At 43.5% G+C, this 12,041-nt stretch carries 10 protein-coding genes and 2 tRNA genes; 11 read left to right on the top strand and 1 reads right to left on the bottom strand.

What is annotated here, in order from left to right:
* Positions 1-77: 77 nt before the first annotated feature.
* Positions 78-1,469 carry a glutamyl-tRNA reductase gene (gene hemA / locus JMX18_RS10970; protein WP_201587685.1) on the bottom strand — a complete coding sequence of 464 codons (1,392 nt, stop codon included), beginning with the start codon at positions 1,467-1,469 and terminating at the stop codon, positions 78-80.
* A gap of 476 nt (positions 1,470-1,945) precedes the next feature.
* On the opposite strand from hemA, the gene JMX18_RS10965 reads away from it, so the two are divergent.
* From JMX18_RS10965 to JMX18_RS10915, 11 genes are all read left to right on the top strand, one after another.
* Entirely contained in the window at positions 1,946-3,934 is a 1,989-nt protein-coding gene (locus tag JMX18_RS10965) for a tetratricopeptide repeat protein (protein WP_227674641.1), read from the top strand.
* Positions 3,935-4,058: 124 nt separating this feature from the next.
* Positions 4,059-4,685: a lipoprotein insertase outer membrane protein LolB gene (gene lolB, locus JMX18_RS10960; RefSeq protein WP_201587684.1), complete on the top strand. Its 627-nt coding sequence runs from the start codon at positions 4,059-4,061 to the stop codon at positions 4,683-4,685.
* 52 nt (positions 4,686-4,737) lie between these two features.
* On the top strand, positions 4,738-5,700 hold the full coding sequence (ispE, locus tag JMX18_RS10955; RefSeq protein ID WP_201587683.1) for a 4-(cytidine 5'-diphospho)-2-C-methyl-D-erythritol kinase: 963 nt from the start codon (positions 4,738-4,740) through the stop codon (positions 5,698-5,700).
* Positions 5,701-5,904: 204 nt separating this feature from the next.
* A tRNA-Gln gene (locus JMX18_RS10950) sits at positions 5,905-5,980 on the top strand.
* A 212-nt stretch (positions 5,981-6,192) separates the two neighbouring features.
* Positions 6,193-6,268: transfer RNA gene (locus tag JMX18_RS10945), tRNA-Gln, on the top strand.
* A gap of 108 nt (positions 6,269-6,376) precedes the next feature.
* Positions 6,377-7,324 carry a ribose-phosphate pyrophosphokinase gene (locus JMX18_RS10940; RefSeq protein WP_201587682.1) on the top strand — a complete coding sequence of 316 codons (948 nt, stop codon included), beginning with the start codon at positions 6,377-6,379 and terminating at the stop codon, positions 7,322-7,324.
* Between the two features lie 283 nt (positions 7,325-7,607).
* Entirely contained in the window at positions 7,608-8,309 is a 702-nt protein-coding gene (locus JMX18_RS10935; RefSeq protein ID WP_201587681.1) for a 50S ribosomal protein L25/general stress protein Ctc, read from the top strand.
* 203 nt (positions 8,310-8,512) lie between these two features.
* Positions 8,513-9,094, top strand: coding sequence for an aminoacyl-tRNA hydrolase (pth, locus tag JMX18_RS10930; RefSeq protein ID WP_201587680.1), 582 nt, complete (start codon positions 8,513-8,515; stop codon positions 9,092-9,094).
* 144 nt (positions 9,095-9,238) lie between these two features.
* Positions 9,239-9,619: an aspartate 1-decarboxylase gene (panD, locus tag JMX18_RS10925; RefSeq protein ID WP_201587678.1), complete on the top strand. Its 381-nt coding sequence runs from the start codon at positions 9,239-9,241 to the stop codon at positions 9,617-9,619.
* A gap of 162 nt (positions 9,620-9,781) precedes the next feature.
* Positions 9,782-10,789: a calcium/sodium antiporter gene (locus tag JMX18_RS10920; protein ID WP_201587676.1), complete on the top strand. Its 1,008-nt coding sequence runs from the start codon at positions 9,782-9,784 to the stop codon at positions 10,787-10,789.
* A 207-nt stretch (positions 10,790-10,996) separates the two neighbouring features.
* Complete coding sequence (locus JMX18_RS10915) at positions 10,997-12,040, top strand: calcium/sodium antiporter (protein ID WP_201587675.1); 1,044 nt, start codon at positions 10,997-10,999, stop codon at positions 12,038-12,040.
* Position 12,041 lies beyond the last annotated feature (1 nt).

Here is a 12,041-nt window from a genome sequence, read left to right as displayed (position 1 = left end):
AAATGATTCAAATAAGATTGATTTTATAAGATCTAGCTTAGACCTCTGTCTATTCTGTTCATTATGTCACTAATTTGTCAGCGTCTACGATAGGCATCATGTAACCCTGATACCACAAAATCTAGCAACTCACTATCACCCTCCCGAGCGGCCTTACGCATAAGTTTCGATGGTGCATGGGTTAAGGTCTGGGTCAAACGCCTCGAGAGCTCAATGATAATGTCTTCAGGGTCCGCATCATCATGCTGGAGTCTTGCAATAGATTCATGTAAGAGTTTATCGACTTGGTCATGGGTGCGGGTACGATACTGCTCGATATCACGGCCAACTTGGCGCACTTGGAAGTTGCGTTCCATCTCAACCACCAGCTGGCTCACCAAAAGCTCAGCATCAACGGCTGCTTGCCGGCGCTGCTCAAGGTTGCCAGCGATAACGTGCTGCAAGTCATCCACTGAATACAGGTACACATCATCCATACGGCTGATGTTGGCATCAATATCACGTGGCACTGCTAAATCTATCAATAGTATAGGCTGGTAACGGCGACGTTTCAGCGCTTGTACGGTCATGGTTTTATCGATTAATATATCCATGCTGCCACTACAACTACTGACAATATCGGCCTCGCCCAGTACTTCTGGCAATGCTTGCAAAGACCTAATCTCAACACTCCGTCCCGGTTGACGTAGTTCAGCAGCCAAACTCTCAGCGCGCTCAGGACTTCTATTACAGATAATGATGCGTCCAACGCCAAGCCCGGCAATATGAGTAGCAACCAAACGATTCATCTCGCCCGCTGCAACTATTAACAAGGTACGATTGGCTAGATCATCAAAAATTTGGGTGGCAAGTTTAGCCGCAGCAAAGCCAAGTGATACCGCTTGGGCACCAACTTGAGTTTCATTGCGTACTCGTTTGGCTGCGGCAAACACTTGATCAACGACCCAGCTTAGCTGACTACTAAGAGCATGCTCATCTTGCGCCAGATGTACCGATCTTTTGATTTGACCGAGGATTTGGGGCTCGCCTAATATCATCGAATCAAGGCCAGCAGCGACTCGCAGCCAGTGGGTAATCGCTTGCGTATCACGGTGGATATATAGATAAGACTCAATCTCCGCCAGCGGCAATTGTTTGAAGGCAGCTAACCATGATTTGATTTTATTAATATGCTCATTCATGACTGCTGGCGTAATGCCAACTCTAGCCGTATTGCTATCATTGACTTTACGATAACGCTGCTCATTGGCAGCCGTAGCTAAATGATTAACAGACGCTGGCGTGCTATAACTTTGTGGCACTAAAGCATATATTTCGGTACGATTACAAGTGGAGACAATCACGCTGCCATCGGTAAAGCGCTTCAATTGCGAATGCGCAGCCGTCAAGTCGTCATTACCAAACGCCAAGCGCTCACGTAAAGCGACTGGTGCGGTTTTATGATTGACCCCAATGACCACTAATCTCATTATTGATATACCATAAGCATAACGTTCATTGATGAAAGGCAGCCTAATTGCGACAAAAAAACCGCTCTAAAGCAATGCTGCGATAGAACCAGGCGGTCTCAAGTTGTGCATCAGACTGCGCATCAATGATGGTACGTTATTCATTTGAATAGGTGAAAAAAGCCGCGTAAACAGATTCAGCATATATAAAACCGCTTATTATATCATTATTAATGATTTTATTTAATAGCTACTGTTTGAGTGCTGCTAAGCACCACGGCAATTAAAGGTTGTTTATAAACTCTATCTGGGCAAGCCGATGACAAATCAACTGTTAAGATGGCTTTTAAATTGTTAAGCGTAACCCCATATTAAATGAAGTAGGCAGGTTTAAGCAAACAAAAACAATCGTTTGCTGCTGGTAACATGAGTGCTATTGTTTAATATGGCCCGCCACTTTTATAATGAATTGACTTTATTAGTGAATATCGCTATTTATGATTTTTTTCGGGTCTTTTTTTCAAGCGCCAACCTCTTTGATGGGACATTATAGTAGTCGGCATGGTAGCCAGATTAGCCTTCGCGCTATACTAAATGCCATTATTGCTCGTCTGTGCCCACCGCCGAAGCTGACTTTGATGTTGGCCGCTTGTCTGTATCTGAATACTTATACGCCTGCTTATGCTGATAGTGGCACTAGGGCCACTTCTTGGTCGTCCAGCACCAATCCTAATCCTTCAAATATCGATACCACTATTAGTGCTAATTTTGCTCAGTCGGAAGTGACTATAGCTGAAGATAGTAATAAGCGCTCGATTGCCGAGCTACCGCCAGCTCGCGTGCTCCAGAATCAATTGCTTGAACCTAACCTATACGCTCTACTTGATGCAGAATTTGCTGCCGACCGTGGGGATATTGAACGAGCATTGACTATATATAAGCAGCAAGCCTTTAAAGAGGATGCGACTGCGGTCTTCGAGCGTGCATTGAGCTTATCCTTGCGTAATGAGAACGTTGAATCGTCGTTAGAGTTTGCCAAAGCTTGGCAGAATAGAAATCCGGATCACGTACCAGCTTGGTTCTACATGGCCCATTTGGCGTTAAAAGCGCATAACTACAGCTTGGCAGGTGAGACCCTAGATCGTATCTTACGTTATGATCCTCGTGCAGACCTGAGCGAGATACTGATTGGTATTTATCCCAATACTGACAGCGACCAGCGTGAGCTTTTATCTGCCTTACAGCCTATTGATAGCGAACAAAACGCCTCATTGTCAGTGCTTAAAGCGGGCTTACTCTATCAGTTCGATGAGCCGCAAGCTGCCCTTGTCCATATCAATCGCGCTTTAGCCAATCAGCCTAATTACGTACCCTTTATTACCCTAAAAACGGATATCTTACGTAAGCTTGAATTGCGAGCGGCGACCGATTCAACAGCGGTAATAACACCCCCAACCGTGGCTCCGCTTGATTACATCAACCAAGCACGTCTACGTAATCCTAATAGCAAAAGCTTATACCTGTATGAGATTCGTTATTTACTTGATCTCAAACAAAGTCAGGCAGCCTGGGAGTTACTACTCGAAGCTCATGAACGTTTCAATGAAGATGCTGAAATTACCCTATTAGCGGCGTTGGTGAGCTTAGACATCGAAGCCTACCCAAGCGCTGATAGGCTGTTGAATATATTAGCAAGAGACCCATCTTATCTCGATCAAGCCTATTACTATTTAGGGATCAGTGCTGAGCGTCAGCAACGCTTTGAGCAAGCAAAGTCTTATCTAAATCGGGTTATGCAAGAAGATTTGGTTTTGGCGGCACGTAAAAAGGTAGTCGATCTGGAGCTTCTTGAAGACAACGCTGCTGTGGCGATATCGGTATTAGAAAAGCTTCGTAGCCAGTTTGAGGTCTTTGCCCCCGACAGCTACGTACTCCAAGCCGATATTTTACGCCAGTACGGCGAGTTTGATGCGGCGCTAGGTTTATTGACCAGCGCCAGTCGTCAATATCCCAATAGCGAAACCATACTTTTTGCGCGGGTACAACTGCTTGATGATCGTAACGATTACGTGGTCAAGCGTACCCTTCTCAATCATTTACAAAGCTTAGATCCGAGCAATATATCGTATCAGCTTAGCTATGCTCAACTGCTACTTGCTAATGATCAAAATTCTGAGCAAGGTTTGGCGCTTGCTAGAGCTGTTATCCAGATTCGTTACGATGACCCGCGTTATGATAATGAGCTACATCTGCAAGCATTGAACGTCCTGGCCAGCAATGCTTTAGCGAATAAGGACTATACTCAGGTAGTCAATTATTTACAAACGCCTTATGACGTCCTACCTACTCTACGCTCTGGTGTGCTTCTACTACGTGCTTACCAAGGTTTGGGTGAAGACCAAAAGGTTGAGTCCTTGTTAGCTGATTTGCAGCAACGTTTCTCCTTCGGCCAGCGCAATGTCAATGATCGTGTACAGCTTTATTAATTGCTGTAGCTTACTGAAGCTATATGACTACAGGCTATTGAAAGAAGGCTAATAACTGGGTAACAAAATAACGTTAAGCTATATAAAATATAATAAGTCAGTTTTTTAATTTTGAGGAATAAGAATGTCGACTGTTTTGGTAAAAAAACAAAGTCCTACGCCTTTGCTCACTATTGGTGCTGTTGCTGCTGCCGTGCTAATCACTTCTGGTTGCCAGTCACTACCCAGTGCGAAAGCCACGCCTACTACTTCCCCTACCCTTGAAGCACAAAAACTTAATAGCTTCAATATCAATGGTAAAATAGGCGTGAGTGCGCCTAATAGTAATACCTCCAATCCTAATGCAGAAGGCGGTAGTGCGTTTTATGCTTGGGGTCAGCAAAACGAGCGCTTCGCTATTGAGCTCATTGGCGCTTTGGGTATCGGCAAAACCAATATCGAATATGATGGGCAAACCGCCACCTTAGTCAGTGAAAAAACCGGCACTTTGACCGCAGATAATCCTGAAACCTTGCTACAAAAGGCTACCGGCTGGCAAGCGCCTATTTCACAAATGCCTTATTGGATATCAGGGCGTGCCGCTCCCTCAGACAGCGCTCCACAAACGGATGCTCAAGGACGGTTAATCAGTTCAGTCAACGGCAGTTGGTCTGCCAGCTTTAGCTATAAAGGCACAGACAAACTGCCGAATAAAATCAGCGCCTCCCAGCCGACAGGCCAAAAAGTCATCATGACTATTAATCATCAATAAGCGATAAACTATCATTAATAATTAGCCATTTGTTATTTATAGGCCCAAATTTATGAGCCAAAGCCTCACTAGTGCAGCTATTACTCGTTTATCGCCGGCAAAAATCAATCTATTCTTGCATATCACCGGTAAACGGGATGATGGGTATCATGATCTGCAAACGGTATTTCGCCTACTCGATTGGGGTGATTACTTGCATTTTTCGCTGACTGAATCCATAGCCTTTAACGTATTTAGCACAGCTGATATAGATCAACAAGCGAATACTATTTGCAAGAGCCTAATTACTCTTGATGGTGCTAATGGCATTACTGAAAATGTAGCAGAAAACCTTATTTTTAAAGCGGCTAAAACCCTTCTATATTATGCTATTTCAATAGGAAGTTTGCCCGAATCGTTACCAAAGGTCAGCATTATTTTAGACAAAAATATACCTATGGGCGCAGGCTTAGGCGGCGGCTCTTCTAATGCCGCTACTACCTTGTTAGCATTAAATGAGCTTTGGCAATTTAATTTTGAGCAAAATAAACTGATAACTATAGGCGCAGCCATTGGTGCTGATGTGCCGATTTTTATCTTTGGTAGGGACGCTATCGCCATGGGAATCGGTGAGCAGCTTACCGCTATTGAGTTGCCTGACCAACACTATCTAGTGTTGACCCCAGATGCTCATGTCAATACCGCCAAGCTGTTTGCGCATCCCAAGCTGCGCCGAGATATTGCAGCTTTAAGCGTTCAAACTATTCGAAACCAGTCCGATAGTTATGGGCAGAACTTGAGGCCGCCTTATCATAATGTATTTACCCCAGTAGTCACTCAGCTTGCTCCTGCCGTTGATCAAGCGCTAAATTATTTGCAAGGATTAGAGATAAAAGCGTTGGGCACTGCACGGATGACTGGCTCTGGTAGCGCAGTATTTTTGCCACTGGATGCGAGTATCGTTAACGATAAGAATCTTATGAGTAAATGGATTGACGAGGCGCCCTGTCCAGCTTATGTGGTGGAGAGTTTGTGAGTTGAAAAGAGCGATAGGGCATCCAGCGCATTATAGTATGACCTGTCTTTGGCCTCCACAAGCTTAAATAAAATAACAGTAGTAGGCTTAATGTTATTAATTTGCTAAAATAGCGCCAGTATCGATTCATTATCAATAAAAATAAGAAAAAGGGCTAAATGCCTTGCAAAATCTAAATATTTATTTATAATAGGTCGCCACAATAGGGGTATAGCCAAGTTGGTAAGGCATCAGGTTTTGATCCTGACATCCGTTGGTTCGAGTCCAGCTACCCCTGCCATTTTCTAGTTGCCATTGCTAATCAGTCATTTATAGTTTAGCAATTGACAACACCTTCCCAATTTCGGTATAGTTCGCAACGAACGCTGCTGGGGAAATCACTTTTAGACAGTCTTACTGTTTTTTAGGTTTTGTTAGAAGTTCTAGCTTCATATTGATGGTTATGATTTATCTTAACTATCAAGTTTGACACTGACATAAGCTAAATATTACAGGGGTATAGCCAAGTTGGTAAGGCATCAGGTTTTGATCCTGACATCCGTTGGTTCGAGTCCAGCTACCCCTGCCATTTTCTACTGCAACAATATCATCAACGTTCTTTATACTTTTCTTCTTAATTTGAGCAGTTAGCCACTGCTTAGCGGTCGCTGCTTGAGTCAATCAATAGGACTTAGTCATGCCTTATTTGGCAATTTTTACGGGTAATGCCCACCCTGAATTAGCGAAAACTGTAGCCGACCATCTTCATATCCCTCTTGGTAAAGCCGATATCACCCGTTTCTCTGATGGCGAAATCGCTGTTGAAATTAAAGAGCACGTGCGCGGTAAAGACGTCTTTATCATGCAGCCTACCTGTGCACCGACTGATAAGAACTTGATGGAAATCATGATGATGGCCGACGCTCTACGTCGTTCAAGCGCAGGCCGTATCACCGCTGTAATACCCTACTTTGGCTATGCTCGTCAGGATCGTCGTCCACGCTCAGCGCGGGTGCCTATCTCTGCTAAAGTGGTGGCGGATATGCTCAATATCGTTAGTATTGATCGGGTTATGACCGTTGACTTACACTCGGATCAGATTCAGGGCTTCTTTGCTATTCCAGTAGATAATATCTATGGTACCCCCGTTTTATTCAATGATTTGATCAAGCAAGATTACGATAATATCATGGTAGTCTCACCTGATGTTGGCGGCGTTGTGCGTGCACGAGCGATGGCCAAGCAATTAGGCGACGCCGACCTAGCCATTATCGATAAACGCCGCGCGCGTGCCAATGAATCACAAGTGATGAATATTATCGGTGATGTAAGCGATCGTGATTGCGTTATCGTTGATGATATGGTTGATACCGCAGGTACACTATGTCAAGCCGCAGCAGCCTTAAAAGAAAACGGCGCACGCCGAGTAGTGGCTTATATCACGCACCCGGTTTTATCTGGTAACGCCCTGAAAAACATCAGTGGCTCAGAGTTGGATGAGATCGTAGTGACCGATACCATTCCTTTATCTGAAGCAGCAAAAGCTTGTAGCAAAATTCGCCAAGTTTCTATTGCTCCTATGCTTGCTGAGAGCTTACGCCGTATTAATAACGAAGAATCTATCAGCGCCATGTTTGATGCATAAATTGCAAATTCGATAGACTTTCTAGTTTCTACAAAGCGTCAACAGGGTTTTAAGAAATGCTGCTTGGCGCTTGTTATTGTGTATAAGTCTTTATTATTGTTATAAAACCACGTATAATGCGCGCCTGTGTTGACTGTTTACTTATTGTCTTTATATTAATATTTTGTATTTAGACTTAGTAGATAGGTTGAGCACTACGAAAAGTGTTGAATCCATTAGTGGATTGGTCGCAAATCCGCTTTTAGACCCACCACTTCATTTATTTTTTTATAGGATTATATCCATGAGTATTGATCATTTTGCAATAAACGCAGTTGAGCGCTCTGTAGACGAACAAGGTAAAGGTGCGAGCCGCCGCCTACGTAAGCAGAACTTAGTTCCTGCTATTATTTATGGTGGTAACGAAGAGCCTACCGCTATCTCAATTAAACTTAATGAGATGGTAAAATCACTTGAGTATGAAGCTTTCTTCTCTCAGATTCTGACCATTACTACCGACAAAGGTGATGAGCATCAAGTCGTTATTAAAGACTTGCAGCGCCATCCTGCTAAAGGCTTCCCAATGCATGCTGATTTTCAGCGCATTGTAAAAGGTCAGAAGATCAACATGAATATCCCAGTACATTTCTCAGGTCGTGAAGAAGCGCCTGGTATTAAAGCAGGTGGTATTTTATCAACACTAGTTTCTGATGTTGAAATCGTTGCTCTACCTTCACAGTTACCTGAGTATCTAGAAGTAGACGTTTCTGGTATGGAAATCGGTGATCTGTTCCGTTTATCAGATATCGAATTGCCTGAAGGCGTTATCCTCTTTGATCTTGATATGGAAGATGCGGTTGACCGCACCATCGTTAACTTGTTGCCACCAACGCTTGAAGAAGTTGATGAAGACGACGAAGTTGATGCTGATGAAGTTCCTGCTACTGAGCAAAGCGATAAAGCAGGTGAAGACCAAGCGGATAACGAAGATAAAGATGGTGAATAATACACCATACTTTACTTTATAAACGCCTAGCGCTTTAAGTAAAACTTTAGATTAAAATTACAGCAGGGGATGGATGTCTCCTGCTGTTTTTGTAAGTTAGTTTTGAAAAAGTAAGCCTGTATTTTAATCTTAGCTTTTCAAAGCTCATTTTATTATTATTTTTCTTTTAAATACAAATTTTCAAATATATATAGAGTATTCTCATGCCCATCAAGCTTATCGTCGGTCTTGGTAATCCGGGTCAGCAGTATATGTATACCCGTCATAATGCAGGATTTTGGTTCGTGCAGCATATAGCGCATCAATTCAATATTGAGCTGAGTCCTGATAAAAAGTTTCACGGGGTTACCGGACGTGGACAAATTCACGGTTCTGATGTGCGCCTATTGTTGCCTTTAACCTTTATGAATAAGTCGGGGCAGTCTGTAGTGCCGATGGTTAATTATTATAATATCGATAATGACGAGCTGCTCATCGCTCATGATGAGCTCGATATTCCTGCTGGTAGTATCAAGCTCAAAACTGGCGGTGGTCATGGTGGGCATAACGGCCTGCGTGATATTACCCCGCATATTGGCAACGACTTTCATCGTCTGCGAGTAGGTATTGGTCATCCTGGTCATAAGTCTAAAGTCACCGGTCATGTCCTTTCCAAGGCCGCCCCTGATGAACAAATCGCTATTGATAGTGCACTGACAGTGGCTTTTGAGGCCTTACCGCTATTATTGAGTGGTGATATTGAACGGGCGCGTTCGCAAATTAATAGTTTTAAATTGCCTGACTGACAGGTATGATATTTTGGGTTTAGGCAACCTGCCCTTTTAATTGAGACTTTTTGCCCTCATTAATTGATTCAGGTCGTTATTATCAGTATTCTATTTTAGTTATTTTATATCAGTACTTTATATCAGTTACTAAGGAAGCAATTCATGCTACTTAATATGCTTAAATGCAAATTACATCGTGCTCGAGTTACTCATGCTGAGCTTCATTATGAAGGCTCATGCGGTATCGATGGTGATTTGTTGGATCTTGCTGGTATTCGTGAAAACGAATCTATCGACATTTACAATGTCACCAACGGCAAACGCTTTCGCACTTACGCTATCCGTGCTGAAGCCGGTTCTGGCATCATCTCGCTCAATGGGGCTGCTGCTCACATGGCCGATCTAGGGGATATCGTTATCATCTGTGCTTACGCACATTTTGATGAAGTCGAAGCCTCAACCTATCAGCCCAAGCTGGTCTATTGTAATGAAGACAATAGCGTCAAAGATACGGCTAATATTATCCCAGTACAAGTGGCTTAACGCTCATGGTCATTATTGACCTTGCTCATCTCTAATAAAAGCTGAATCCCAGTTGCGATTCAGCTTTTTTTATGGCAGTTTAGGCAAAAACTCTGATCATTTAAGCGAAAATGATGACCATTCGGGCACTAAATTATTCAATTCTAATAAGGAATAACACTAATGGGATTAGCCATCGTTGCCGTGCTCATTGGTTTGATAGTTCTGACTTGGAGCGCCGATGTCTTCATTGATGGAGCGACTTTATTAGCGGAAAAACTAAGGGTTCCCGGATTTTTGATTGGGGTGGTAATCTTAGGATTTGGAACGTCAGCTCCAGAAATGGTTGTGTCGGCATTATCTGCCCTGCAAGGAAACCCCGAGCTGGCTTTGGGTAATGCTTACGGCTCCAATATCATGAATATTGCACTGGTTTTGGGGATCACCGCAACCATTAGCCCTATTGTCATTCGTAGAAGCGTAGTTACGCAAGATTTACCGCTGTTACTCGTTATGACAGCTTTAGCGGCTTGGCAATTGCGTGATGGCCAACTGAGTCGTGCTGATGGCGCCCTATTACTGATATCGCTAGCGGCTGTTCTGGGTTTTCAAATCTTTCTTAGTATTCGTGAGGGAAATCCAAAAAACAAGCATAAAGATAGTGTGCAGATAATCAGTAGTAAAGATGCTAATAGTACTTCAAAAAACAGCTCCCCTCCCCCCAGTATAGCTCGTGGTATGAGTAGCTTATTTATAGGTATGCTATTGTTAGTTTTGAGCTCACGTGCTGTAGTTTGGGGTGCGGTTGAATTAGCAACATTTTGGGGACTTAGCGAGCTAGTCATCGGCTTGACCGTAGTCGCTATCGGCACCTCATTACCTGAGCTAGTAGCAAGCTTATCAGCGGCTGGTAAAGGCGAGCACGATATGGCACTAGGCAGTATCATTGGCTCCAATATATTTAACACTTTAGGAGTCGTAGGCTTAGCTGCTTTTATCACTCCTATTGCTGCCAATCCGGTCATTTTATCGCGCGATATAGTGATGGTAGGTATATTGACCTTGTTGTTATTCACGCTATCAACCGCTGCCTTTATTACCAATAGGAAACTTGGCCGTTTCTCAGGCGCTACCTTAGTTTTGAGCTTCATTGCCTATACAATTTGGCTACTCAAAACTATCAATATGTAGCTTGTCAATAAAGCAAGCCCATCTGTTGTTTAATAAGATAAAGTAAATATCTTGTTTGGTTATACCTTTTCCATTGAGATAGAAAACCTATGTTAATATAATTGCTGAATTTGGGACACGCTTCAGCTTTTTTTATGTCCACTAACAATGCTCACCCATAATGTTGCGATGGTCGCTAATTTTACTTATTTATAGGAAATCACCCTGATGTGGTTGGCAGTCATTGCAGTATTAATTGGATTGGCAATCTTGGTTTGGAGTGCCGATGTTTTCATTGATGGTGCTACCGCATTAGCCACCAAGTTTAACGTTCCTGGGTTTTTGATTGGCGTTCTAATCTTGGGTATAGGTACCTCAGCACCAGAAATGGTGGTATCGGTATTGGCGGCGTTAGAAGGCAGCCCTGATTTGGCACTGGGTAACGCTTATGGCTCTAACATTATCAATATTGCGTTAGTACTTGGTGCCACTGTACTAATAAGCCCTATTGTCATTCGTAAAGACATCGTCAAGCGCGACTTGCCGCTGTTATTACTAATAACGGCTTTAGCAGCTTGGCAACTACGCGACGGAGTCTTGAGCTTGGCTGATGGCCTGATACTATTAGTAGCGCTGGTAATCGTGTTAACCATTCAAATTGTACAGAGCCTAGGTGAAAGCCGCTCAAAGAATAAACTAGCGGTTAAGGATCAAAATAGCCTTAAGATCAGCCCTGAGAACCCATCTGAGCCCAGTTTTAGTATAGGTAGTGTGGACAACAAGGATACAGGCTATGTAGAGCCAAGCTTAGTGCGCGGCCTGAGTAGCTTATTCATCGGTATGCTGATGCTAGTCATTAGCTCACGAGCTATCGTTTGGGGCGCAATCGAGTTGGCAACTCTATGGGGCGTCAGTGAGCTGGTTATTGGTTTAACCGTCGTCGCTATTGGCACTTCCCTACCAGAGCTGGTTTCTAGCCTATCCGCTGCACGTAAGGGCGAACACGATATGGCACTGGGCAATATCATTGGCTCTAACCTATTTAACACTTTAGCAGTGGTCGGATTGGCAGCTATTATCACTCCTATTACTGCCAATCCTATCATTTTGTCCCGTGACGTTTTGGTAATGGGGCTGATTACTCTCGCTCTTTTTGTGATGTGTCTATTCGCTTTTGTCTCCAATCGCAAATTTGGCCGCGCTTCTGGCTTTACCTTGCTGGCAGGCTTTACTGGTTATACGATATGGCTCATACAAACCGCCAATGTATAGC

Origin of the sequence: Psychrobacter jeotgali (assembly GCF_904846315.1) — a bacterium.
GTDB classification, from domain to species: Bacteria; Pseudomonadota; Gammaproteobacteria; order Pseudomonadales; family Moraxellaceae; genus Psychrobacter; species Psychrobacter jeotgali.
The sequence above is the reverse complement of the archived record's forward strand: the minus strand, read 5'-3'. Positions and strand labels throughout refer to the sequence as shown.

Coding starts and splice junctions, on each gene's coding strand:
- hemA (WP_201587685.1), bottom strand. CDS start 1,469: ATGAGATTAGTGGTCATTGGGGTCAATCATAAAACCGCACCAGTCGCT.
- JMX18_RS10965 (WP_227674641.1), top strand. CDS start 1,946: ATGATTTTTTTCGGGTCTTTTTTTCAAGCGCCAACCTCTTTGATGGGA.
- lolB (WP_201587684.1), top strand. CDS start 4,059: ATGTCGACTGTTTTGGTAAAAAAACAAAGTCCTACGCCTTTGCTCACT.
- ispE (WP_201587683.1), top strand. CDS start 4,738: ATGAGCCAAAGCCTCACTAGTGCAGCTATTACTCGTTTATCGCCGGCA.
- JMX18_RS10940 (WP_201587682.1), top strand. CDS start 6,377: ATGCCTTATTTGGCAATTTTTACGGGTAATGCCCACCCTGAATTAGCG.
- JMX18_RS10935 (WP_201587681.1), top strand. CDS start 7,608: ATGAGTATTGATCATTTTGCAATAAACGCAGTTGAGCGCTCTGTAGAC.
- pth (WP_201587680.1), top strand. CDS start 8,513: ATGCCCATCAAGCTTATCGTCGGTCTTGGTAATCCGGGTCAGCAGTAT.
- panD (WP_201587678.1), top strand. CDS start 9,239: ATGCTACTTAATATGCTTAAATGCAAATTACATCGTGCTCGAGTTACT.
- JMX18_RS10920 (WP_201587676.1), top strand. CDS start 9,782: ATGGGATTAGCCATCGTTGCCGTGCTCATTGGTTTGATAGTTCTGACT.
- JMX18_RS10915 (WP_201587675.1), top strand. CDS start 10,997: ATGTGGTTGGCAGTCATTGCAGTATTAATTGGATTGGCAATCTTGGTT.